Raw genomic sequence first — 22512 nt, 5'->3', positions numbered from 1 at the left:
GAGGCGCGCGAAACCGCCCGCCTCTTTTATCCTGTCGTGTGGCCCGCAGATCTCACTCTGCCAGGGTTTGCGCCAAGCGCATCAACCGCACCGCTTCCGCCCGATAGCCAAAGTCATCCGAACCTTTGGCCCCATTGGCCAGCGCGATGGCGTCGCCAAAGCTCCAGTCGCCCAGATACGCACCGCCGCGCAGCAATTGCCCGAAACCGGCAATGGCAAAGGCGAACCGCATATCGGCCGTTGGCTGCCCCCCCGCAACAATCGGGGTCTCAATCAGGCGGCTGCTGTCCTCGCCCGGGGCCTTGTACCGCAGGCGCAGAAGACCCAGCTCGTCGCTGTCATTGGCCGCCGGTTCCGCGCCATAGCGCAGCGGATCGGTCAATCGCGCATCAGAGCCAACCGGCGTGACCTCGTATATCGCGGTCACCTGATGGCCCGCGCCGATGTCACCGGCATCGACCTTGTCATTGTTGAAATCCTCGCGCCGCAGGGCACGGGTTTCATAGCCAATCAACCGGTATTCCGCGATCTGGGCCGGGTTGAATTCCACCTGAATCTTCACATCATCGGCAATCGGGAACAACGCGCCCGTCAGCTGATCCACCAGCACTTTCTGTGCCTCGCTCAGCGTGTCGATATAGGCCGCCTGACCATTGCCGTTCTGCGCCAATGTCTGCATCGTGGTGTCATCAAGATTGCCACGGCCAAAGCCCAGCACGCTTAGATAGGTGCCGCTGTCGCGCTTGACCTCGATAAAATCCTTTAACGCGTCTGGGTCGTGAATGCCGATATTGAAATCGCCATCGGTGGCCAGCAACACACGGTTGATCTCGCCCTCGCCCTGCATCTTTTCGGCCATGGCATAAGCCGTTTCAATGCCTTGCGCGCCCGCGGTGCCACCGCCCGCGCCCAGCCCCTCAAGCGCGGCCAGAATGGTTTCGCGCTCTGCGGCTTTGGTTGGCTCCAGCGCCACACCGGCCGACCCGGCATAGGTGACAATCGCCACCTCATCCTCTGGGCGCAATTCACCCAACATCAACCGCAGGCTCTGTTTCAGCAGCGGCAGTTTGTTGGGGTGGTTCATCGAACCAGAGACATCGACCAGAAAGACAAGGTTCAGCGCCGGGCGTTCGTCGACCTCGGGCAGGGCACCCTGAATGCCGATATGCACCAACCGCGTGCCAGCATTCCAAGGCGTCTCCGCCACCATGACCCCCGCACGAAAGGCCGCGCCGCTATCAGGGCCGGCATCGGGCCCAGCATAGTCATACGGGAAATAATTGACCATTTCTTCGATCCGGACCGTGTCCTTTTGCGGCAATTGGCCGTTTTCCAACATGTTGCGCAGCACCGACCAACCGGCGGTATCCACATCAATGGAAAAGGTCGACACCGGGGATTGCGCCGTCACCTTCAACGGGTTGGTTTCCGCCTCCGGGAAGGCATCGGTGTCGCCCTCGGGCACCGATGCCACCGGGTCCGGCGCTGGCCGGACATACATGTCGTTGACGCCCTGCTTGGTCCGGGCCAACCCCGTGGAGTAGCTGCGCGGCGTCGGGGCCTCCATGCTCAGCAAGCCGCCGATCGGCGCATCCGCCATGTCGATCGTGGGCTCTGCCATTGGGGCGGGCGGCGCGCTGGCGGCCCCATCCCCAGCGCCGCTGAAAAACACCTGCGGCCGGGTCACAGCGGTATCAACGTCGCTGGCAATCAGCGCTTCTTCTACCGGGGCATCCATATCCGACACTGTTTTCGGCACCTCCTGCACCGATCTTGGCCCCACTGTCAGCACATCACGGTCCAGCGTCGGCAGGATCATGACAACCCCGATCAGGGCAATGGCGGTGGTGGCACCCAGGGCGGCGCGCGGCGACAACGTATTCAACATGGCGGTCAATCCTCTCTGAAACACGCTCCTTTTGGGGCGTTCAAGAGTATGACGGGCGCTGTCATCGTATCCTTGGGCATCGGCAAAGATTTTTTTCGCCGCCGCGATATTGGCCGCTTTGTGTTCTGCGTCCGGCGTGGGCGTCGCAGCGCGCAATGCCTTGGCCAATTTGTCCAATTCGTCGCTCATCTCTCAGCCTCCGATCGCGCTTTCAGGCGCTTGCGTATCTCTGACATGCGCCAACTTACCGTGCCTTCGGAAATGCCCTGAATTTCCGCGACCTCGGCATGGGTCAGCGGTTCGAGCACCAGCACCAGCGTCTCGCGCAGGTCTTCGGGCAGGTCCAACATCGCCTCGGCAAGCCAGCCCAGCTGATCGCGGGTTTCATCCGCTTCGGCACGGCGCGCCAATTCGACATCCCCCCAACCAACAGCCGCCCGCGCATGTGATGCCGCGCGCCGCCGCCGGTCGTGGGCGGCATTGACCACCACACGGTAAAGCCAGGTGGTCAGCCGGGCGCGGGCGTCAAACCCCCGCAGCTTTACAGGCAAGGCAGCACAGATATCCTGCGTCAGATCCTCAGCCTCGGCCCGGCTGCCAGTCAGACGAAAGGCCAGCGCGAACACCCGGTCATAGACACGGCTCAGCAATTGGGAAAACGCCTCTCGGTCGCCCTCCGATGCCGCAAGGGCCAGGGTTTCATCGCTCACCATATCCCGCATATCCCTGTTAAGACGCGGGTCGGGCTTTGATCCTTGGAACAGGCGTGGAAGAAATTTCATCTTTGGCAATCTTGGCGAAACGGCCCCTTGGTCATCCCAGCCTGCCCGCAAAATGGCAAGCCTGACGAATCATGCATTCCTCAGGCGCATAGCTGACATGCGCCCCGCGCAATTGACCTTTTGCAACAACCGACGCATGTTTCCAAACATGCATATTAGTCGCGGTATCGCGCTCAAAATTTTCGCACTTGCCGTTTTCACGTTCATGACCGTGCTGATCAAGGCCACGGCGGATGTTGTCCCCCCAGGCGAGGCTGTATTCTTTCGCTCCGCATTTGCAATTCCGGTCATTCTGGTCTGGTTGCTGGCCAAGGGCGAGTTGACCACCGGTCTGCGCACCGCGAACCCCATTGGCCATGTGTGGCGTGGGCTGATCGGGGTCGGCGCGATGGGGCTTGGCTTTGCCGCGCTTGGCATGTTGCCACTGCCCGAAGTCACCGCCATCGGCTTTGCCACGCCATTGATCACGGTCATCCTTGCGGCGCTTATGTTGGGTGAAAAGGTGCGGTTGTTCCGCTTGTCCGCTGTTGCGCTTGGTTTGGTTGGGGTGATCATCATCCTGTGGCCACGGCTGAATTTCACCGGCGAACTGGATCAGGTGGCGGCCTTGGGCGCCGGGCTGATGTTGATTTCCGCCGGGATGCGGTCACTCGCCCAGGTGCATATCCGCCGCCTTGTCCAGATCGAACACCCGGCGGCGGTGGTGTTTTACTTCATGTTGACGGCCACCGTGTTTTCCCTGCTGACCCTGCCCTTTGGCTGGACTGTTCCCAACACCACAGAGACCCTGATGCTGGTTGCGGCCGGAATCACCGGTGGCATCGGCCAGATCCTTGTGACCTCGGCCTATCGGTTTGCCCCGGCCTCGACCTTGGCGCCGTTTGATTATGTTGCGATGCTGTTTGCGGTTGTGGCGGGTTATACCGTGTTCGGCGAACTGCCGACGTCGGCCACCATTCTGGGGTCGCTGGTGGTCATTGTGGCGGGCGCGTTGATCATCTGGCGCGAACGCAAGCTGGGCCTGCAACGTGGCAAGGCAAGGCCCAACATGGGGCATATGAGCTAGCCCATTCCCGGCGCGAATCCTAGTCAGGCCCCCAATTGGCACTGTCATGTGGTTTCAGGTCAAGCTCGGCGGTCCCCGCGGTTGCATTGTATTTCGCCGTCAACCTGCCGCGAGACAAAATCAACACAAGGGCGATCACGGCGGTCAGCGCCGCCAAACTTACGATTGCAACAATGGTCAGGGACGCGATCAAAGGGTCAGAGAATACGGCAGCCCAGCTGCCGTGCACAATATCGGACTTCAACATGTGACGTTCCTCTCGTGATGTCACGGGCAGAATACGGCACGGATCCACAGACATGTCTGCTTCAAGCCAGAGAGGGGGAATCGGCCTTCCGGCTACCTCGTGCCAGACTCTTAAGCGCGCCAATCAGCCAAGCAGATCCTTGATCATGTCGCTTTTGGGGTCTTGCAACGCATCAATGACGTCGAAATGATGCCGCCCTTCGGCGATCCGCATCGGAGCCTTCCACGCCTCGGCCAACCACCGCGTCTGGTCCAGAAACGCCGGGCGTTCATCACCGCCAACCCAGAGCCGCAAGGCGCAATCGGGTTTCGGCTGAAGGACCGGGCTTTCTGCGGCCGCTTCGATCGGGTCGAGCGCCAGATCGGCATTCATTGCGGTCTGCATCAGCGGGCGCAGGTCGCTCAACATCGAGATCGGCACCACCCGTTGCAGGCGTTGATGTAGCGACGTCGGCAGCATACCCGGAGCCAACATGCGCGCCACCAGATGGCCACCCGCCGAATGTCCGACCAGCACGATGGGCTCGCTGGTGGCGGCGGCGATTGCCTGGACTGCCTCTGCCACCTGATGGGTGATGTCGCTGATCCGCACGTTGGGACATAAATCATACCCCGGCAACGCCATCGCCCAGCCCTGCGCCAAGGCCCCGGCGGCAAGATGTGTCCAGTCGCCGCGCGACATCGCCCGCCAATAGCCACCATGCACAAAGATTACCGTTCCTTGCGCCGCCCCATCAGGCCGCACCATATCCACGGCGCGCCGTGACCCCGCACAGAACCCCGGCAATTCCTGCACATCGTGACAGGCACGGAACGCCGCTGCATCTTCGGGCCATCGGCTGCGATACTTGTCCGCACCGGGAATATAGGCGCCATTTTCATAGGCTTCTGTCAGATCTTCCATACCATCCGCCACTTATTGCAACGAAAAAGGGCCGCCCATTGGGCGACCCTTTTCCTGTATTGTCGAGGTCACGATCAATCGTTGACACTGTCTTTCAGCGCCTTTGCGATGGTCACTTTGACCACTTTGTCGGCCTCTTTCTTGAACTGATCACCCGTGGCAGGGTTGCGCACCATCCGCTCGGGGCGTTCGCGCAAATAGAATTTGCCCACGCCCGGCAGGGTCACGGCGCCGCCGCCCGACACTTCGTTGGTGATCACGTTGCATACCGCGTCCAGCGCCGCGCCTGCGGCTTTCTTGTCCGCGCCCATTTCTTCGGCCAGTGCTGCGACGAGCTGGGTCTTGGTCATAGGTTTTGCCATTTTCTGGTCTCCTTACATCTGCCCAGCTATTGGGCCTCATTTGGCGCATTTAACGGTATGTAGGGGGTAAACACAAGAATATGTGTCGCTTGACCCCATAAAAATATGGGTTTTCCGCCGCTGACCCAACGTCAAAGAAATGCGGTTTCGTCAAATGCGCGCAATTTCCGGCTGTGGATACGTTCCAACGGCATTTCGCGCAAGTGCTCCATCGCGCGGATCCCTATGCGCAGATGGCGCGCCACCTGGGTTTGATAGAAATCGCTGGCCATGCCCGGCAGTTTCAACTCACCATGCAACGGCTTGTCAGAGACACAGAGCAGCGTGCCATAAGGCACCCGGAAACGAAATCCATTCGCGGCAATTGTCGCGCTTTCCATATCCAGCGCCACCGCGCGGGACTGTGACAGACGTTGCACGGGGCCCTCTTGGTCCCGCAATTCCCAATTGCGGTTATCGACGCTGGCCACGGTGCCGGTCCGCATGATCCGCTTGAGGTCAAAACCGGACAGCTGGGTTTCCTGTGCCACCGCCTCTTCCAGGGCGATCTGAATCTCGGCCAACGCCGGAATCGGCACCCAGACCGGCAGGTCATCGTCCAGCACGCGATCCTCGCGCAGATAGGCGTGTGCCAGCACAAAATCGCCCAGCGCCTGGGTATTTCGCAGCCCGGCACAATGGCCCACCATCAACCAGGCATGCGGGCGCAGCACAGCGATATGATCGGTCGCGGTCTTGGCGTTCGACGGGCCGACACCGATATTGACCAGGGTGATTCCCGCGCCCCCCGGCCGCTTCAGGTGATAGGTCGGCATCTGCGGCTGTTTCAACGTGGCGGGAATGTCCTGATCTGCTTCGGTGATCTCGACATTTCCGGTGCTGACAAAGCTGGTATAGCCGCTGTCAGGATCGGCCAGCATCTGGCGGGCATAGGCCTCGAACTCACTGACATAGAACTGATAGTTGGTGAACAACACGTGGTTTTGGAAATGCGCCGGGTCGGTGGCGGTATAATGCGCCAACCGCGCCAGCGAATAATCCACCCGCTGCGCTGTAAACGGCGCAAGCGGCTCTACCCCGTCGGGACCGGACACATGGGTGCCATTGACGATATCATCATTGGTCGTCGACAGATCCGGCACATCAAACACGTCGCGCAGAACAAAATCGGCCGCCCCTTCCTGGGGAACGGTGACATCGGTCCGCGCGGCCACCGCAAAATGCACCGGGATCGGGGTCTCTGACACCGTGACACAGACCGGCACGCCGTGGTTTTCCATCAACAGACGGATTTGCTGCGTCAGATATTGCCGGAACAACTTGGGATGCGTGATTGTCGTTGCATGGGTGCCGGGCTGGGCGACATGGCCAAAGCTCAACCGGCTGTCGACCTGGGCATAAGACACCGTCGTAATGCGCAGTTCGGGGTAAAACGCGCGAAACCGAGTGGCGGGCTGGCCTTCGGTCATGGCATTGCGAAACGCCTCGGACAGAAACGCCGTGGCGCTGTCATACAAGAAACACAGGTGATCAACCGCCGCCTCGGCATCGGTGAAAAACTGATCTCCCGGCAATTCCGGGGTTTGTACCGCGCTGCGCGGATCTCTGTACTGCATGGCTCGCCTCATTCAAATCCGGTGCGCCCCGGGTGGCCATCGCCGGCCACATGGGTCTTTGCGGACCATGCCGCGACGCGACGGGCGGACGCAATGGGTTTCGTCGTGGCATGTGGAATTTCGCATCAGCCCGCCGGTCGGGACGACCGCCGGATCAGAGATCGCGTTCTGCGCGCCAGGCCGCAATGATTTCCGCGACCAACAGATCGGCATCTGGCATCTGCATGCCATAACCGGACACGGAAATCCGAATGATGTCGCGCCCGCGCCAGGCCCCATGTGACGGATAGACCCGGCCCCGGCCCTGCACCCGCGCCAGAACCCGCCGGGTCAGCGCATCGCCTTCGGCCCCGGTTGCACAGGTCATTGCCACCTGATTGAAGGCGACTTCGTTCAACACATGCAATCCAGGTTCGGCGCGCAATCCCGCCGCAATATGGCGGGCAAGATCATGGTGCCGCAGGATCATTTCGCGCAGGCCTGAACGACCAAGATGCCGCAGAATCGCATAACTTGGCACGCCACGCGCCCGGCGAGACAGCTCTGGTGTGCTGTCCGAAGGTTCCCAATGTCCCGATTGCGCCGGCAGATAGGCCCCGCGCGCCGCCATCGCCTGCACCAGCGTCGAACGATCCCGCACCAGCACCACACCGGCATCAAACGGTGCATTCAGGCTTTTGTGCAGATCGACGGCCCAGCTGTCGGCCAGTTCCACCCCGGCACAGCGCGGGGCAAGTTCCGGCACCGCCGCCGCCCAAAGACCAAAGGCCCCGTCAACATGGACCCAGCCCCCCCGCGCCTTGACCTGCGGAATCAGCTCGGCAAAGGGGTCAAAAGCCCCGGTATTGATCTGGCCGGCCTGCAAAATCACCAACGGCGGCGCATCACAGGCGCCCAGCGCCTCGGTCAGCGCATCGGGGCGCATCCGCCCCTGATCATCGGTGGCCACCGGAATGGCCCGCCCGGCCCCCATGCCGGCATAACGCAATGCGGCGGTCACGGCGGAATGCGCATCCTGGCTGATCAGCACCGGCAGTTCGGGCGCCCCGAAAAGCCCATTCCGATCCACGTTCCAACCACGATCAGCCAACATCGCATTGCGTGCCGCCATCACGGCACAGAAATTCGCCACACTCGCCCCGGTCACAAGCCCGACCCCGGTTGCAGATGGCAGGCCAAACAGATCAATCAGCCAGTTGCACAACGCACGCTCCATCGCCGCCACAGCCGGAGATTCAAGGGTCGACGCGGCATTCTGGCCCCAGGCGGACACCAGCGCATCCGCCGCCACGCCCACAGGATGGGACGCGCCACAGACATAAGCGAAAAATGTTGACGCACTCATGGCGTGAATGCCGCCGCGCGACGATTCCACAATCGCGGAAATCACCTGATCCCCGGCGGTTGCCCCATCCGGCAGCGGGGCTTCGAACCGGGCTGCCATTTCATCCATGCTCGCGGTCGGCCGCGCCAAGCCATCCGGCAATCCGGCACGATATGCCACGGCCGCGCGATAGCCGGCCTCCAGCGCTGCGCGCTCTTCCGGCGTCAGGCCTGTTTCCGCAGTTGTCATTTTGCACCCAACCAAACACAAAGCATACAGACACAGAAAACATCTGCCTTCAGTGTACCATAATCCGGCCGCTTACGGCGAAGAATGACATCCGACACATGTGCCGCCGCTTTTTGCCGAATTTTGGCTGGGTGTCAGGCTGGACGTCAGACGGGCCTATTCGGTTGACACCAAAACCGCTTCGACGCGGCGATTGGCTTCGCGGCCTTGCTGGGTCAGATTGCTGGTCAGCGGTGCAAGATACCCCATGCCCCCGGCCTCTAACTGGCTGGCAGAGACGTCATAATCCCCGGTCAGCCGCGACAGCACCGATTGGGCCCGCCGACGCGAAAGCGCAATGTTCCCGTCAAGCCCGCCGATGCTGTCAGTATGCCCCACCAGGGCAATTCGCCGATTCGGATGGGCGCGCAGATAGGCTGCGATGTCTTGCAGGCTGGCAAAATCGCCAGCGCCCAACGTCGCCGCCCCGGAGTCAAAGGTCAAATCCGCCAGAACCACCCGGCCCGACGTGTCCAATTGCCGTGCAAATGACCCGGTGGCGGGAGGTGGAACCGATGCGGACGGACCTTTCTTGTCGGTTTCAATGCGCCCTGCCCCAACCGCGCCGACCGTGCCAACGCGGATCACTTGCACAAAGCCGGCCGCCGCGCTGCGCGACACCAGTACCGAAATGGCGGTGTTTTCTGGCCCCCGCGCCGAAAGAAACCGAAAATCGGTCAGGTCGACATACATGCCCGGGCCGGGCAGGACCTCTGTCGCGAAGCGAAAATCAAACCCGCCGCAGGCCTGTGTCTTGCAATCCAACAGGGTGTCATAGCCCGCATCGACAATTTGCTGACGCAAAGGGGACAGAAGCGCCAAGGTCGATCCAATATCCCCGGGCACCCGCCAGGATTGGCGCAGGACCGCGCCTTCCAGAACCTCGGCCGGCACGATGCCTGCCTTGAATCCTGCGGTGGGCACGGCATAAGAGCCAAGCTCGCGGTGGTCTTCATAGGTCAATTCGGCGCCGATCGGCATGATCAGCGCCGTCACGCCCCCCTGTGCCAGGCTCGCACTGGCAAAACCCATGAACACGCCAAAGGCCACCACCAGACATCCCGGAAATGACGCCCGCCACCGCATCACCAAACCGCGTCCAGAAGGACCGGCGCGGGGCGTGCGGGATCAGAAAGAAGGGAAACACCGGATTGGGTCATCATCCTGCGCCAAAGCCTTTCGTGCTGTCAGTCGGCCTTGATACGATAGTGATAGCTGCCGACCTCTGCAAAGCCCAAGGCGCGATACAGCGCATTTGCGCCGGTATTGTCCGAAACACATAACACCGCCAGCCGTGTTCCCCCCTGTTGCACCGTCCAGAAGGCCGCCGCCCGCATCATCCATTGCGCCAACCCCTTGCGGCGCTTGGGCGGAAGGACCTCAAGCGCGTGCAGCATTGCGGTGCCTTCGTGAAGACCAACATAGGCGACGGCGGCGGGGCTATCCTCGATCCGGCCCATCAGGGCGGTTTTTCGACATGCCGCCCGTGTCATCACGGCAATCCGCTCCGGTCCGATCCCGGATCTGGCCCAGAGGTCAAGCATCACCGCCAAGGGTTCCCATATGGCAAAGGTCATGATCTTTGGCAGCGGCTGATCGGTCAGGGCAACTGCGTCAATGGCATAGAGGGTCACCGGATCAATGATCCTGTACCCGTCCGCCGCCAACGCGGCATCAAAATCCGCATCCTCGGGGCGGATCTGAAACAGCGGGGTTTGATGCATCTCGCGCATCACCTCTTCGGCCCTGCGCAGGTCCTCATCGGTGGCGGTCGCGCCCGGGTTCAATGTTGCGGCAGAAACCCTTTTGCCGCCGCCCGCCCCGTCGCGAAACGTGAAAGGCCCCCCGGCAAACTGCCGTGCGGGGGGCCAGGTGGCCTCGCAGACCTGCATCAAGTGATCAGCGGTGGTGGCGCTCATTCAGGAAACAACCCACGCAACCGGATCATGGCGGCATCAATCCGCGCGCCGTCCTGGCCCCGAATGACGATATTGGCACCATAGGCCCCATCCTGCTGAAAGGGGTAAGAGCCAATCGAAAGATCGGAAAATTCTGTGGCCAGCTCTGCCAGCGGCCCGGCAATGTCGCCTTCTCCGCGTTGCAAGCGCAGGGTCTGGCTAAGCAGCGGCGCCCCGCCCGCCAATGTCGGCAGCACCGTCGCCACCATCGCCTGAAACACATTTGGCACCCCGGCCATCACATGCACGTTCTGGACCGTGAAACCCGGCGCAATGGACACCGGATTATCAATCAGTGTCGCGCTGTCGGGAATGCGCGCCATGCGCAGGCGGGCGTCGTTCAATTCGCGCCCGGTGCTGGCATAGTGATCGGCCAGCAATGCGCGGGCATCATCGCGGACATCAATATGATCATTGAACGCGGCGGCGATGCAATCCGCGGTGATGTCATCATGGGTCGGGCCAATCCCGCCAGAGGTAAAGACATGGTCGAACCCGGCCGACAGCGCCCGCACCGCGGCCACAATCGCCGGGGCATCGTCGCTGACGACACGGACCTCTTTCAGGTCGATGCCCTGTTTCGTCAAAGCGCCCGCCAGAAAATACATATTGGCATCACGCGTGCGCCCCGACAGGATTTCATCCCCGATCACCAGCATTGCGGCGGTTGGATTGGCCATTCTTCCGGCTCCTTGAACCTTGGTTTCCAGAGGTATAGGCCGGGTTCATGCGGTTTCAAACCCCTCTTGTCCCGGCAACGCTGATCCGGCGTTACAAACGGTTCCTTGCCGATTGTCGGCTTGCGGACGGGCGCGAGGTGGTGGCCCATTGCGCCAACCCCGGCTCTATGCTGGGATTGGCCGAACCGGGGTTTGCCGTCTGGCTGGAGCCGAACGACGATCCGAAAAAGAAGCTGGATTATGGCCTGCGGCTGGTGTCGCCGGCATCCGGCGTGCTGGTCGGGGTGGATACATCGGTGCCGAACCGGGCCTTGCGCGCCGCATTGAATGCCGGTGAAATTGTCGGTCTGGACGGGTATGATACCCTGCGGCCAGAGGTGAAATATGGCCAGAACAGCCGGATTGATTTCCTGTTGCAGGGGTCGGGGCGGCGCGATGCCTATGTCGAGGTGAAATCCGTGACGCTCAGCCGCCAGCCCGGACTGGCGGAATTTCCCGACAGCGTGACCGCGCGCGGCACCAAACATCTGGGCGAACTGACGGCCATGGCCGAGGCGGGGCACCGGGCGGTGATGCTTTATCTTGTGCAGCGCAACGATTGCACAGAGATGCGGTTGGCAGATGACATCGACCCGGCCTATGCCGCCGCATTTGATGTCGCCCGCGCAGCCGGGGTCGAGGTCATGGCGCTGGGCTGTCGATTAAGCCCCGAAGGGATCTGTCCCGGCGATCCGGTCCCGTTCACAGGCGCATGACATGACGCCTTTCTTTCTGCTGGCACATGCGACGATCCTGCTTTTCCTCGGCATTGCGTTTCGATTTGTCACACGCCCAAAAGTCTGGGACCGCCTTGTGGCGCAACGCCCCGGATATGATCCCGTTGCCGGTTTTGTCGCGAAACGCTGGCCAGTGGTCGCGGGGGCCATCTGGAAATCGGCCCGTTATGCGCTGCGGGTTATCGGGCTGATTGCCATTGCATACGGGATCGTCATCTGGGCGATTTTTGTGCTGAACTTGCTGTAAGCGGGATCTGACGCGCGGGCATCCCGCCCACAGGGGCTCACCTTGCCTTGTGGATCGCGGAAATATCGCATGGTCTGGCGCTTTTCGCTGCAAGCGCATAAGTAGGACACAAGACGTATTTGATCGGAGCATTTGCATGAACCGCCACAAAGGCCGGATGACCCGCGACGGGATCAGGATTCATGAACAGGCAGACTTTACCGGCATGCACGCGGCTGGCGCGATTGCCGCGCAGATTCTGGATGAGGTTGCCGAACTTGTAAAAGTTGGCCAAACCACCGGCGCGCTTGATGCCTTTATCGAGCGGCGGGTGACAGAGCTGGGCACGACGTCGGCCACCATTGGCTACAAGGGCTATCAGCACGCAAGCTGTATCAGCGTCAATCATGTGGTCTGTCACGGCATCCCCGGCGACAAGACGCTTAAGGACGGTGATATCCTGAATATTGATGTCACGGTGATCAAGGATGGCTGGTTCGGCGACACCAGCCGGATGTATGTCGCAGGCAAGCTGCCACGCAAGGCCGAGCGCCTGATACAGGTGACCCATGACGCGCTGATGCGCGGGATCGAGACCGTGAAACCCGGCAATACCTTTGGCGACATTGGCCATGCGATCCAAAGCTATGTCGAAGGCCAGCGCATGTCCGTGGTGCGTGACTTTTGCGGTCACGGTCTTGGCACCGTCTTTCATGCGCCGCCCAATGTGCTGCACTATGGCCGCGCGGGCACAGGCCCCGTGCTGGAGGAAGGCATGTTTTTCACGATCGAGCCAATGGTCAATCTGGGCCGCCCGGAAACCAAGGTGCTGCCGGATGAATGGACCGCGGTCACGCGAGACCGGTCCCTGTCTGCACAATTCGAACATTCGGTTGGTGTGACGGCAGATGGCGTCGAAATCTTCACCCTGTCACCACAGGGAAAGTTTCACCCAACCTACACCCCATAAACGTTGCACCCTTGGCCCCGCCGTGCATGCGTATTTAAAAAGAGAAGAAGCCCTGAATCCGGTCGGATCATTGCGCCGCCGCGTGACCCGGACCAAATCTGAACGAGGAATTTGACATGTCAGCGCCCAAACCCGTGGTTCTTTGCATTCTTGATGGCTGGGGCCTGAGCGATACAACCGCCGGCAATGCCGTCGCCCTCGGGGATACGCCAAATTTTGACCGCTTGATGGCGGATTGCCCCAATGCGACGCTGACCACACATGGACGTGACGTTGGTCTGCCGACCGGCCAGATGGGCAATTCAGAGGTCGGCCACACCAATATCGGCGCAGGTCGGGTTGTGGCGATGGATCTGGGGCAGATTGATCTGGCAATCGAAGACAAATCCTTTTTCGACAATGCGGCAATCCTGGCGTTTATCGACAAGCTGAAGGCCACCAAGGGCAGCGCGCATTTGCTGGGGGTGATTTCTGACGGTGGGGTGCATGGCCATATCGAACATGTTCTGTCCGCAGTCGAGATGATCGCCGGCGCTGGTGTACCAGTGGTGTTGCATGCGGTCACCGATGGCCGCGATGTCGCGCCGAAATCGGCAGATACCTATATAAAAACACTGGTCGACCGCCTGCCTGCCGGGGCGCGCGTGGGATCTGTTGTCGGGCGGTATTTTGCGATGGACCGCGACAACCGTTGGGAACGGGTGGAAAAGGCATTTCGTGTCATGGTGAATGGCACAGCAGAACAGACCGCCGACAGCGCAAGTGCCGCGGTCACCGCCGCATATGAGCGTGGCGAGACCGATGAATTCATCGCCGCAACCCGGATCGGTGAATATGCCGGTGCGCGCGATGGCGACGGGTTTTTCTGTCTGAATTTCCGTGCCGACCGGGCGCGCGAAATCCTGATGGCGGTGGGCGCGCCCGAATTTGACGGCTTTGACACCGGCCCCCGCCCGGACTGGGCCGGACTTCTGGGCATGGTGGATTATTCCAAGACGCATGACACCTTCATGACCGCCGCCTATCCAAAGAAAGTGGTGCAGAACACTCTTGGCGCCTGGGTTGCGGCCAAGGGCCTGACACAATTCCGCCTGGCCGAGACCGAGAAATATCCGCATGTCACCTTCTTTCTGAACGGTGGCAAGGAAGCGCCGGAGGTTGGCGAAGACCGCTATATGGCGCCCTCGCCCAAGGTGGCGACCTATGATCTGCAACCGGAAATGAGCGCAGGCGAGGTTTCCGACAACCTCGTGAAGGCCATTGAAACCGGCTATGATCTGATCGTGGTGAATTTCGCCAATCCCGACATGGTTGGCCATACTGGTGATCTTGAGGCCGCCAAAGCCGCCTGTCATGCCGTGGACAGCGGGCTGGGCCGGGCCCTGGATGCGCTGAAAAAGGCGGGCGGGGCGATGATTGTCACTGCCGACCACGGCAATTGTGAAATGATGATCGACCCCGAAAGCGGCGGGGCGCATACCGCCCATACGCTGAACCCGGTGCCGGTGATCCTTGTCGGCGGTCCAGCGGGCGCCACATTGCGCAGCGGCGGGCGTCTGGCCGATCTTGCCCCGACCCTGCTGGGCCTGATGGGGCTGGAATTGCCGGAAGAAATGACCGGAGAGAGCCTGATCGCATGATCCTGCGCGCGTCCTGTTTTCTGGCGGTCCTGGCGGGAGGGGCGCTGGCGCAAACCACCGACCCGGCGGCTCTGGCGCTGGACGCCTTGCGCATTCTGGAAGAATCATCCCAGGCGCTGGAGGCCGCCGAAGGCGGGCGCGAGCGGGTCAAGGCATTGACCGAAACCGTGCAGGGCTATGAAACCGGATTGGCCGCCCTGCGCGATGGTCTGCGCGCCGCCGCCCTGCGCGAGGCGCAATTGGCCGAAGATCTGCGCATCCGCGAAGTCGAAATTGCCCAGCTTCTGGGTGTGCTGCAATCCATGTCGCGCGCGCCCACGCCCGCGACACTGTTGCATCCGGCGGGGCCGACCGGCACGGCGCGTGCCGGGATGCTGCTGGCGGATGTCACGCCGGGGCTACAGGCCAAGGCCGACAAATTGCGCCATGATCTGGAAGAGGTGCAATCGCTGCGCCAATTGCAGGAAGATGCGACCCTCAAATTGCAGGACGGGCTGGAAAACGTGCAAAACGCCCGCACCGCCCTGTCCAAGGCCGTGGCCGACCGCACCGACCTGCCGCAACGGTTTGTTGAAAACCCGATCCAGACCGCCGTGCTGCTGGCGGCGACCGAAACACTCGAAGAATTTGCCAGCGGCCTTGCCAGCTTTGCCGAAGGAGAGGCCGCCGGCAGCCTGCCCGACATCAGCCATCGCAAGGGCAAACTGTCCCTGCCGGTTCAGGGTCAGCTTCTGCGCCGCGCGGGCGAGGCCGACGCCGCCGGCGTGCGCCGCCCCGGGATTCTGGTCGCCACCGGCGCCCAGGCGATTGTCACCACACCGACCGCCGCCACCATCCGCTATCGCGGGCCGCTTTTGAATTATGGTCTGGTAACCATTCTGGAACCCCAGGCCGACACGTTGTTTGTCTTTGCCGGTCTGGATGCGGTCTATGGCGAGATTGGCCAGGTCGTGCCCACGGGCGATCCGATCGGCCTTATGGGCGGGGAATTGCAAACAGATGTCTCACTATCGGGTGAGGGGGCTGGAAACACCCAGCCGGAAACGCTCTATATAGAAATCAGAGAGCATAATCAGCCTGTGGACCCGCTGGACTGGTTCCGCACCGACAAGGGATAAGAACTTCATGAAGAAATTCGTCATGGCCGCCGTTGGCGGGACGCTGGCAGGCATTATTGCAACAACCCAATTGGCGGGGCCGTTGCTGGCGCAGGACAATGGCAAACAGACGAATGTCTATGAACAGCTGGATCTGTTCGGCGACATTTTCGAACGCATTCGCGCGCAATACGTTGAAGAAGTTGATGAAAGCGAGCTGATCGAAGCCGCGATCAACGGCATGCTGACCTCGCTTGATCCGCATTCCAGCTATCTGTCGCCCGACGATGCGGCCGACATGCGGGTGCAGACACGCGGGGAATTTGGCGGTCTGGGGATCGAAGTCACCCAGGAAGAGGGCTTTGTCAAAGTGGTGTCGCCCATCGACGGCACACCGGCGGACGAGGCCGGTGTCGAAGCGGGCGATTTCATCACCCATGTCGATGGTGAGTCGGTACTGGGCCTGAACCTGGACGAAGCGGTCGAACTGATGCGCGGACCGGTGGGGTCGGAAATCATCATTACCCTGGTACGCGAAGGCGAGCCGGAGCCATTTGATGTGTCGATCATCCGGGACACGATCAAACTGACTGCCGTGCGCGCCCGCACCGAGGGCGAGACCGTTGTGATGCGGATCACCACCTTCAACGACCAGACAACACCCAATCTTGAATCCGGTCTCGCCGAACAGATCGAGGCCGCTGGTGGCATCGACAATGTCAACGGCATCGTGCTGGATCTGCGCAACAACCCCGGCGGCCTGCTGACCCAGGCGATCCGGGTGTCCGATGCCTTTCTTGAAAAAGGTGAAATCGTGTCGACCCGTGGCCGCAAGGCAGAAGACGGCGAGCGTTACAACGCCACCCCCGGCGATCTGGCAATGGGCAAGCCGCTGGTGGTGTTGATCAATGGCGGCTCGGCCTCGGCTTCGGAAATTGTTGCCGGCGCCCTGCAGGATCACCGCCGCGCGATTGTGGTTGGCACCAAATCCTTTGGCAAAGGCTCGGTTCAGACGGTAATGCCGCTGCGCGGCGACGGGGCGATGCGCCTGACCACAGCGCGCTATTACACCCCATCGGGTCGCTCGATTCAGGCGCTGGGTGTGTCCCCCGACATCGTGGTGCAACAACCCCGCCGCGACCCCGCCACCGAGGAAGAGGAAGAGACCACAAATCGCCTGCGCTCTGAGGCCGATCTGCGCGGATCGCTGGACAATGACAGCCTGACCGAGGACGAGATCAAACAGATCGAAGCCGACCGCGCCAAGGCCGAAGCCGCCGCCGCGCTGCGGGAAGAGGATTATCAGCTGGCCTATGCCATCGACATCCTCAAAGGTCTGTCGGCGCTGGGCCCCAACGCTGAATAAGTCCCCTACATGACTTCCCTGCGCCGGGGTCGATGATCCCGGCGCAGCCTTTCCGGCGTGCCGAACAATCCGCCACGCACTGACCAGGACAAGAGACCCCGATGACCCCCGAAGACATCGCCAAACTGCCCTATCGCCGCAACGTCGGTGTCATGCTGGTCAACAAGGACGGCCATGCCTTTGTCGGGCAACGCACCGACAGCGACATGCCCGCCTGGCAAATGCCACAGGGCGGCATCGACAAGGGCGAAGACCCCCGCGCCGCGGCGCTGCGGGAATTGCAGGAAGAAACCGGCGTCCTGCCCGATCTGGTGACAATCGAGGCCGAAAGCACCGGTTGGATCGGCTATGACCTGCCGCATGACCTTGTGCCAAAGATCTGGAAAGGCCGGTTTCGCGGTCAGGAACAGAAATGGTTCCTGATGCGGTTTCACGGAACCGATGATCAGATCGACATTGCCGCGGACGATTTCCAGGAGTTTTCAGAATGGCGCTGGCTGCCGACCGGGGATCTGGTGGCCAATATCGTGCCCTTCAAACGTGAGGTCTATGCCCGCGTGGTTGCAGAGTTCGCCCCCCATCTGTTACCCTAGGTCATGTTTGGAAAAATTGCGGTTGTCCTTTGTGCTTTGACGGCAAGCGGGGCGCAGGCCCTTAGCTGTTTGCCACATGACGTCGCGGCGGTGTTTCATCAGGCAAATACCGGCGAAGATCGCTTTGTCGTCGTGCTGGGCCATATGAGCTTTGATGCCACGCTGCTGCCCAAGACCGATTTGGCCAACCAGTTGTCCACGCCACCCGATACAAGGATTCCCGCACAGATCCGTGGCAAGGCGCTGACAGCCGCCGGTTTCACCTATGACTATGACGCCGCCATCAATTTGAACGCTCAATGTCTGGGGCCATGGTGCGCCGGGGCGGTCAGCGACACGCAATATCTGGCCTTCGTCAATCTGGACCGTGATGTGCCGGAGGTGACAATCAACCCCTGTGGCGGCTTTGCCTTTGCCGAACCGACCAAGGCGATGGCCGATCAGGTGGTGCAATGTCTGAACGGCGGCACATGTGAGCCGCGCCAACATCGCTAGGCCCCGGTCCCGGCTCCATTCCCAACGACACCCCCGGCAATAAAACCTGTCACGGCACCAGCAACGGTGTGCCGGGCGCGGCCAGCATCGCGATCTGACGCAGATGATCGGGGCGAAACGCAATGCAGCCCTCGGTCGGAAACCCCGGTCTGCGCCAGCGATGCAAAAAGATCGCAGAGCCCCGACCGGGCTGGGCCTCTGGCCAGTTCCAGTTGGTCAACAGCACCAGATCATACAGCGGATCGGCCCGGCGCAGGCCCTCGTGACTATGTGGGTAAGGCGCGCGCACCGGCTGATTGTAATCGGGTTGCGTGGCATCGTCGGACCAAAGATCGCCGACCCGTATCGGCCGCGCCCAAGCGGTGGGGCGTGCCATACGATCAGGACGGTATAGCAGGCCGGTAATCCGGTGACCGCCGCGTGGTGTGGCGCCGTCGCCCTCGCGCTTGTTGGTGGTCACCCCGCCGCGCCCGATGGTACAGGGCCAGATCCGCCCGGCAAACCGCAGCCCGCGCGGCGTCAGAACCATGGTCACAACAGATGCCCGGATTTCGCCGCCTTGGTCGCCAGATAGGCCGCGTTCTGATCGGTTTCGCCCACCTTCAACGGCACGCGCTCCGACACGGTGACCCCGGCCTTTTCCATCATCGCGATCTTTCGCGGGTTGTTGGTCAGCAGACGCACGGACCCAAACCCCATGCGTTGCAGGATGTCGGCCCCGATGCGGAAATCGCGTTCGTCATCCTCAAACCCCAGCCGGTGATTGGCCTCGACCGTATCAAACCCCTGATCCTGAAGCGAATAGGCCCGCATCTTGTTGGCAAGACCAATGCCGCGCCCCTCCTGGTTCAGATACAGCAGCACCCCTGCCCCCGCGTCCCCCATCTGGGCCATGGCGGCATGCAATTGTGGGCCACAATCGCATTTCAGCGACCCCAGCACATCGCCGGTAAAACAGGCCGAATGCAGACGGGCCAAAACCGGTTTCGCCCGGTCCGGGTTGCCGATTTCAAAGGCATAATGTTCGACGCCGCCATCGTCGGGGCGAAAGATCTGCAACCGCCCCCCGCTGGCCAGACGCGTCGGCAGGCGCGCCGCCACCACCGGATGTGGATGATGCGCCCGCGTCAGCAACGGCCCGGCGGTTTCCGCATCCAGCCGCGTCAGCAACGCCAAATCCGCCTTTGGCAGGAAATCGCCCTCCAGCACCAGTGCCGCCGGCAAAAGCTGTGCCGATTTGACCAGCGAAATGGCCAACCGGTGCAGCGCCGCATCGCCATCGCGCAGGGAAAACAACGGGCCTTTCATCGGCACACGCAGATCATCCGCCGGATCGGCCATCGCCCGAATCCAACGGCAATCTGCATCCTCGGGCAATGGCAACCGCGCGACATCACCGTCATAGGCCCGGGCCTTCAGCGTCTCGGCTCGCCGCCCGGTCAGCGCCAGCACCGGTGCACCGCCCAGATCGCGCAGCGCCGCCAGCCGCTTTGGCCCCATGGTCTCTGCCGCCAATACCAGCGCCGCAGATCCGTGCCCACAGAGCACAACCGGCACCCCCATGCGAAGATCGGCACGGGCGCGGTTGATCAGCTCATTGGTGTCGGGCGTAAAAAATCCTGTCATCACGCCAATCCTCTAGCCGACAACAGATGGAAATTGAAACATTTCTTGTCAAAAATGGCGATGAACACACGAGCGCGTGAACAGCTTGCAGCATTTCTTGTTACTGGCCGTGATCGCCCCAATGTCATTGGCAAGCGAATTGGAGGCCCTGAAATGGCACAACTCAAAAATCTGCTCCTTGTCGATGACGATGATGACCTGCGCGAGGCGCTGGCAGAACAACTGATCATCACCGAAGACTTTGAGGTCTTCGAGGCCGGCACCGGTGCGCAAGCAATGGAAAAGGTCAAGGAATCCCATTTCGACCTGATCATCCTGGACGTGGGCCTGCCCGACACCGATGGCCGCGAATTGTGCCGCCTGATGCGCAAACAGGGGGTGAAGGCCCCGGTTTTGATGCTGACCGGCCACGACAGCGACGCTGATACCATTCTGGGGCTGGATGCCGGCGCCAATGATTACGTCACCAAACCGTTCAAATTTCCGGTGCTGCTGGCCCGCATCCGCGCGCAATTGCGCCAGCACGAACAAAGCGAAGACGCGGTGTTTGCGCTTGGTCCCTATACCTTCAAACCGGCGATGAAGACGCTTGTCACCGAAGACGACAAGAAGATCCGCCTGACGGAAAAAGAGACCAATATCCTGAAATACCTCTACCGCGCACCCGAAGGTGTTGTGCCACGCGATGTGCTGCTCCACGAGGTATGGGGATATAACGCCGGGGTCACAACGCATACGCTAGAGACACATATCTACCGATTGCGCCAAAAAATTGAGCCCGAACCCTCGAATGCACGTCTTCTCGTGACAGAATCCGGCGGATATCGGCTGAATGCCTGAAAGGTCGCATGGATTGCCGCGCAACAAAGTGCTACTTTGGGGTGACCGCGAAGACGAATAAGTTCCCGTTGCATGTGCGGGTCATCACATGCACCTCCCTGTTGGACTGACCCGGGCTTCGGCTCGGGTCTTTTTTTTGGCCATTGCCAAGTGATCAAGGTGATGCTTGATCCAGCTGTGGTGGGGGACAAATCCGGCCCTGGCTGCTAAAATCCGGCCAGATGCGCGCACCGGACGCGCGCACCGCGAAAGGATGCACAATGTCGCCAACTGTCATCGCCTTTGAAGGTCCGATCGGCGTGGGCAAAACAACCCTGGGTCGGGCGGTTGCAGAGCGGCTGGATATTGGTTTCATTGACGGCGATGCCCATTGCGCGCCCGGCCCCTGGCTTCATTCGGTTCTGCGGACCAGCCGCAGGATCGCAACCGCCTGCGAAGAGCAGCTGGAAAACCGACCTGCGGTGATCATGGCCTACCCGTTGCGTTGCACGAATTGGCTGTTTTACCGGGAAACTTTCCGACGACGCGGCATAGATTTCCATTGTATTGGCCTGACCGCCGATATTGCCAGCATCGCCACGCGGGAACGCAGCCTTGCCCCGCATGAATTGGCAAGGGCCGCGCAGATGATTTCCGAGGGATATGGTCAACGCGCGTTCAGCGATGTTTTGATCCGTACCGACGCCGGCAGCTTTGATCTGACCTGTGATCGTCTGGTGGATGCGGTCGCGGGTTTGCCAGGCGGGCGGCCCGGCTGATCTACTTATGCCGATCGGTACGCCGCGTCAGAATATATGTCGGCCCCAAAACAAGGTTCCAAAACAAAAAAGAGGCCGCAAATTTGCGGCCTCTGAAATGCGTTGCTGTCTGCGGGGGTTATTCCCGTACCAGCTTCTCATAGGCTTCGGCCATCTCACGCGTCAGCGCGCCAACCTCGAACGTATGTTCGCCGATTTGTGACACCGGCGTCACCTCTGCCGCCGTGCCGGTCAGCCAGCATTGTTCAAAACCTTCCATCTCTTCCGGCATGATATGACGCTCATGCACGGCGATCTGGCGATCTTTCAACATGCCGATCACGGTCTGGCGGGTGATGCCGTTCAGGATGCAATCGGGCAGCGGCGTGTGCACTTCGCCATCCTTGACGAAGAAGATGTTGGCGCCGGTCGCCTCGGCCACGTAGCCACGGTAATCCATGAACAACGCGTCAGAGCATCCTTTGGCCTCTGCCGCATGTTTCGACATGGTGCAGATCATGTAAAGACCAGCAGCCTTGGCCGATGTCGGGATGGTTTCCGGGCTGGGGCGTTTCCATTTGGAAATGTCCAGCTTGGCACCCTGCATCTTGGCGTCGCCATAATAGGCGCCCCATTCCCAGGCTGCGACCGCAACCCGCACCGGGTTGCGCGCGGCAGCGACACCCATGTCTTCGCCTGACCCGCGCCATGCCACGGCACGCACATAGGCATCGGTCCAGCCATTGGCCTCCAGCACCTCGTATTTTGCGGCCTCCAATTCATCCACTGAATAGGGGATCGGCATATCCAGCAATTCGCCGGATTTGTGCAACCGTTCGGAATGGCGGCGGGATTCAAAGATCTTGCCGTTATAGCACCGCTCACCTTCGAATACCGAACTGGCGTAATGCAACCCGTGGGTCAGGATATGCACATTTGCATCCCGCCAATCCACCAGCTTGCCGTCCAACCAGATCTTGCCGTCGCGGTCATCATAAGCGCCAGCCATGTCGTGTCTCCTGCTTGTTTATT

24 protein-coding genes are annotated in these 22512 nt (G+C 61.1%); 11 read left to right on the top strand and 13 right to left on the bottom strand.

Going from position 1 to position 22512, the window contains the following annotated elements; genetic code table 11:
* Nucleotides 1-52: 52 nt before the first annotated feature.
* A complete protein-coding gene (locus Q4577_RS09000) occupies nucleotides 53-2077 on the bottom strand; it encodes a von Willebrand factor type A domain-containing protein (protein ID WP_303468220.1) in 2025 nt (674 codons plus the stop codon).
* Nucleotides 2074-2610 (bottom strand): RNA polymerase sigma factor, encoded by a 537-nt coding sequence (locus Q4577_RS08995; RefSeq protein ID WP_303468424.1) that lies wholly within the window; start codon nucleotides 2608-2610, stop codon nucleotides 2074-2076. The genes Q4577_RS09000 and Q4577_RS08995 overlap by 4 nt, the downstream gene beginning before the upstream one ends.
* A 208-nt stretch (nucleotides 2611-2818) precedes the next feature.
* Here Q4577_RS08995 and Q4577_RS08990 point away from each other — a divergent pair, with 208 nt between their 5' ends.
* Entirely contained in the window at nucleotides 2819-3736 is a 918-nt protein-coding gene (locus tag Q4577_RS08990) for a DMT family transporter (protein ID WP_303468219.1), read from the top strand.
* Between the two features lie 19 nt (nucleotides 3737-3755).
* Here the strand turns inward: Q4577_RS08990 and Q4577_RS08985 are convergent, their stop codons facing one another.
* The 8 genes from Q4577_RS08985 to Q4577_RS08950 form a co-directional block, all read right to left on the bottom strand.
* Nucleotides 3756-3983 carry a hypothetical protein gene (locus Q4577_RS08985; protein WP_303468218.1) on the bottom strand — a complete coding sequence of 76 codons (228 nt, stop codon included), beginning with the start codon at nucleotides 3981-3983 and terminating at the stop codon, nucleotides 3756-3758.
* Nucleotides 3984-4106: 123 nt separating this feature from the next.
* A complete protein-coding gene (locus Q4577_RS08980) occupies nucleotides 4107-4886 on the bottom strand; it encodes an alpha/beta hydrolase (protein WP_303468216.1) in 780 nt (259 codons plus the stop codon).
* A gap of 74 nt (nucleotides 4887-4960) precedes the next feature.
* Nucleotides 4961-5248, bottom strand: coding sequence for an HU family DNA-binding protein (locus tag Q4577_RS08975; RefSeq protein WP_244690934.1), 288 nt, complete (start codon nucleotides 5246-5248; stop codon nucleotides 4961-4963).
* Nucleotides 5249-5379: 131 nt separating this feature from the next.
* A complete protein-coding gene (locus tag Q4577_RS08970; RefSeq protein ID WP_303468213.1) occupies nucleotides 5380-6864 on the bottom strand; it encodes an AMP nucleosidase in 1485 nt (494 codons plus the stop codon).
* Nucleotides 6865-7018: 154 nt separating this feature from the next.
* On the bottom strand, nucleotides 7019-8437 hold the full coding sequence (locus Q4577_RS08965) for an aminotransferase class V-fold PLP-dependent enzyme (protein WP_303468212.1): 1419 nt from the start codon (nucleotides 8435-8437) through the stop codon (nucleotides 7019-7021).
* Between the two features lie 156 nt (nucleotides 8438-8593).
* The gene (locus Q4577_RS08960) at nucleotides 8594-9562 is read right to left on the bottom strand and encodes an OmpA family protein (protein ID WP_303468211.1); all 969 of its coding nucleotides are present in this window, start codon (nucleotides 9560-9562) and stop codon (nucleotides 8594-8596) included.
* 101 nt (nucleotides 9563-9663) lie between these two features.
* A complete protein-coding gene (locus Q4577_RS08955) occupies nucleotides 9664-10395 on the bottom strand; it encodes an N-acetyltransferase (protein ID WP_303468210.1) in 732 nt (243 codons plus the stop codon).
* Nucleotides 10392-11114 carry a molybdopterin-binding protein gene (locus Q4577_RS08950; RefSeq protein WP_244690940.1) on the bottom strand — a complete coding sequence of 241 codons (723 nt, stop codon included), beginning with the start codon at nucleotides 11112-11114 and terminating at the stop codon, nucleotides 10392-10394. The genes Q4577_RS08955 and Q4577_RS08950 overlap by 4 nt, the downstream gene beginning before the upstream one ends.
* 47 nt (nucleotides 11115-11161) lie before the next feature.
* Here Q4577_RS08950 and sfsA point away from each other — a divergent pair, with 47 nt between their 5' ends.
* The 8 genes from sfsA (at nucleotide 11162) to Q4577_RS08910 (ending at nucleotide 18277) form a co-directional block, all read left to right on the top strand.
* Nucleotides 11162-11869, top strand: a complete 708-nt coding sequence (gene sfsA / locus Q4577_RS08945) for a DNA/RNA nuclease SfsA (RefSeq protein WP_303468208.1) — start codon at nucleotides 11162-11164, stop codon at nucleotides 11867-11869.
* Nucleotide 11870: 1 nt separating this feature from the next.
* Entirely contained in the window at nucleotides 11871-12137 is a 267-nt protein-coding gene (locus Q4577_RS08940) for a hypothetical protein (RefSeq protein ID WP_303468207.1), read from the top strand.
* A gap of 136 nt (nucleotides 12138-12273) precedes the next feature.
* Nucleotides 12274-13086 (top strand): type I methionyl aminopeptidase, encoded by an 813-nt coding sequence (map, locus tag Q4577_RS08935; protein WP_303468205.1) that lies wholly within the window; start codon nucleotides 12274-12276, stop codon nucleotides 13084-13086.
* A 116-nt stretch (nucleotides 13087-13202) separates the two neighbouring features.
* Nucleotides 13203-14726 (top strand): 2,3-bisphosphoglycerate-independent phosphoglycerate mutase, encoded by a 1524-nt coding sequence (gene gpmI / locus Q4577_RS08930; protein ID WP_303468204.1) that lies wholly within the window; start codon nucleotides 13203-13205, stop codon nucleotides 14724-14726.
* Nucleotides 14723-15844, top strand: a complete 1122-nt coding sequence (locus Q4577_RS08925) for a murein hydrolase activator EnvC (RefSeq protein WP_303468203.1) — start codon at nucleotides 14723-14725, stop codon at nucleotides 15842-15844. Before gpmI ends, Q4577_RS08925 begins: the two co-directional genes overlap by 4 nt.
* Before the next feature lie 7 nt (nucleotides 15845-15851).
* Nucleotides 15852-17189 carry a S41 family peptidase gene (locus Q4577_RS08920; RefSeq protein WP_303468202.1) on the top strand — a complete coding sequence of 446 codons (1338 nt, stop codon included), beginning with the start codon at nucleotides 15852-15854 and terminating at the stop codon, nucleotides 17187-17189.
* Nucleotides 17190-17290: 101 nt separating this feature from the next.
* Nucleotides 17291-17782, top strand: coding sequence for an RNA pyrophosphohydrolase (locus Q4577_RS08915; RefSeq protein WP_303468201.1), 492 nt, complete (start codon nucleotides 17291-17293; stop codon nucleotides 17780-17782).
* Between the two features lie 3 nt (nucleotides 17783-17785).
* Entirely contained in the window at nucleotides 17786-18277 is a 492-nt protein-coding gene (locus tag Q4577_RS08910) for a hypothetical protein (RefSeq protein ID WP_303468200.1), read from the top strand.
* 49 nt (nucleotides 18278-18326) lie between these two features.
* Here Q4577_RS08910 and Q4577_RS08905 read toward each other — a convergent pair whose 3' ends face one another.
* Both Q4577_RS08905 and ribA read right to left on the bottom strand, forming a co-directional pair.
* Nucleotides 18327-18806, bottom strand: a complete 480-nt coding sequence (locus Q4577_RS08905; RefSeq protein ID WP_303468423.1) for a L,D-transpeptidase — start codon at nucleotides 18804-18806, stop codon at nucleotides 18327-18329.
* A gap of 2 nt (nucleotides 18807-18808) precedes the next feature.
* A complete protein-coding gene (ribA, locus tag Q4577_RS08900) occupies nucleotides 18809-19903 on the bottom strand; it encodes a GTP cyclohydrolase II (RefSeq protein ID WP_303468199.1) in 1095 nt (364 codons plus the stop codon).
* 153 nt (nucleotides 19904-20056) lie between these two features.
* On the opposite strand from ribA, the gene Q4577_RS08895 reads away from it, so the two are divergent.
* Both Q4577_RS08895 and Q4577_RS08890 read left to right on the top strand, forming a co-directional pair.
* A complete protein-coding gene (locus Q4577_RS08895; RefSeq protein WP_244690948.1) occupies nucleotides 20057-20743 on the top strand; it encodes a response regulator transcription factor in 687 nt (228 codons plus the stop codon).
* 260 nt (nucleotides 20744-21003) lie between these two features.
* Nucleotides 21004-21501 carry a shikimate kinase gene (locus Q4577_RS08890; protein WP_303468198.1) on the top strand — a complete coding sequence of 166 codons (498 nt, stop codon included), beginning with the start codon at nucleotides 21004-21006 and terminating at the stop codon, nucleotides 21499-21501.
* A 118-nt stretch (nucleotides 21502-21619) separates the two neighbouring features.
* On the opposite strand, the gene Q4577_RS08885 is transcribed toward Q4577_RS08890, so the two are convergent.
* Nucleotides 21620-22489 carry a branched-chain amino acid aminotransferase gene (locus tag Q4577_RS08885; RefSeq protein ID WP_303468197.1) on the bottom strand — a complete coding sequence of 290 codons (870 nt, stop codon included), beginning with the start codon at nucleotides 22487-22489 and terminating at the stop codon, nucleotides 21620-21622.
* Nucleotides 22490-22512 lie beyond the last annotated feature (23 nt).

The organism is Marinovum sp. 2_MG-2023 (assembly GCF_030548265.1).
In the GTDB taxonomy this organism is placed as follows: domain Bacteria; phylum Pseudomonadota; class Alphaproteobacteria; order Rhodobacterales; family Rhodobacteraceae; genus Marinovum.
The sequence above is the reverse complement of the archived record's forward strand: the minus strand, read 5'-3'. Positions and strand labels throughout refer to the sequence as shown.

Coding starts and splice junctions, on each gene's coding strand:
- Q4577_RS09000 (WP_303468220.1), bottom strand. CDS start 2,077: ATGAGCGACGAATTGGACAAATTGGCCAAGGCATTGCGCGCTGCGACG.
- Q4577_RS08895 (WP_244690948.1), top strand. CDS start 20,057: ATGGCACAACTCAAAAATCTGCTCCTTGTCGATGACGATGATGACCTG.
- Q4577_RS08920 (WP_303468202.1), top strand. CDS start 15,852: ATGAAGAAATTCGTCATGGCCGCCGTTGGCGGGACGCTGGCAGGCATT.
- Q4577_RS08965 (WP_303468212.1), bottom strand. CDS start 8,437: ATGACAACTGCGGAAACAGGCCTGACGCCGGAAGAGCGCGCAGCGCTG.
- Q4577_RS08990 (WP_303468219.1), top strand. CDS start 2,819: ATGCATATTAGTCGCGGTATCGCGCTCAAAATTTTCGCACTTGCCGTT.
- Q4577_RS08970 (WP_303468213.1), bottom strand. CDS start 6,864: ATGCAGTACAGAGATCCGCGCAGCGCGGTACAAACCCCGGAATTGCCG.
- gpmI (WP_303468204.1), top strand. CDS start 13,203: ATGTCAGCGCCCAAACCCGTGGTTCTTTGCATTCTTGATGGCTGGGGC.
- Q4577_RS08995 (WP_303468424.1), bottom strand. CDS start 2,610: ATGCGGGATATGGTGAGCGATGAAACCCTGGCCCTTGCGGCATCGGAG.
- Q4577_RS08955 (WP_303468210.1), bottom strand. CDS start 10,395: ATGAGCGCCACCACCGCTGATCACTTGATGCAGGTCTGCGAGGCCACC.
- Q4577_RS08960 (WP_303468211.1), bottom strand. CDS start 9,562: ATGCGGTGGCGGGCGTCATTTCCGGGATGTCTGGTGGTGGCCTTTGGC.
- sfsA (WP_303468208.1), top strand. CDS start 11,162: ATGCGGTTTCAAACCCCTCTTGTCCCGGCAACGCTGATCCGGCGTTAC.
- Q4577_RS08950 (WP_244690940.1), bottom strand. CDS start 11,114: ATGGCCAATCCAACCGCCGCAATGCTGGTGATCGGGGATGAAATCCTG.
- Q4577_RS08915 (WP_303468201.1), top strand. CDS start 17,291: ATGACCCCCGAAGACATCGCCAAACTGCCCTATCGCCGCAACGTCGGT.
- map (WP_303468205.1), top strand. CDS start 12,274: ATGAACCGCCACAAAGGCCGGATGACCCGCGACGGGATCAGGATTCAT.
- Q4577_RS08925 (WP_303468203.1), top strand. CDS start 14,723: ATGATCCTGCGCGCGTCCTGTTTTCTGGCGGTCCTGGCGGGAGGGGCG.
- Q4577_RS08940 (WP_303468207.1), top strand. CDS start 11,871: ATGACGCCTTTCTTTCTGCTGGCACATGCGACGATCCTGCTTTTCCTC.
- Q4577_RS08910 (WP_303468200.1), top strand. CDS start 17,786: ATGTTTGGAAAAATTGCGGTTGTCCTTTGTGCTTTGACGGCAAGCGGG.
- Q4577_RS08905 (WP_303468423.1), bottom strand. CDS start 18,806: ATGGTTCTGACGCCGCGCGGGCTGCGGTTTGCCGGGCGGATCTGGCCC.
- Q4577_RS08885 (WP_303468197.1), bottom strand. CDS start 22,489: ATGGCTGGCGCTTATGATGACCGCGACGGCAAGATCTGGTTGGACGGC.
- Q4577_RS08980 (WP_303468216.1), bottom strand. CDS start 4,886: ATGGAAGATCTGACAGAAGCCTATGAAAATGGCGCCTATATTCCCGGT.
- Q4577_RS08890 (WP_303468198.1), top strand. CDS start 21,004: ATGTCGCCAACTGTCATCGCCTTTGAAGGTCCGATCGGCGTGGGCAAA.
- Q4577_RS08975 (WP_244690934.1), bottom strand. CDS start 5,248: ATGGCAAAACCTATGACCAAGACCCAGCTCGTCGCAGCACTGGCCGAA.
- Q4577_RS08985 (WP_303468218.1), bottom strand. CDS start 3,983: ATGTTGAAGTCCGATATTGTGCACGGCAGCTGGGCTGCCGTATTCTCT.
- ribA (WP_303468199.1), bottom strand. CDS start 19,903: ATGACAGGATTTTTTACGCCCGACACCAATGAGCTGATCAACCGCGCC.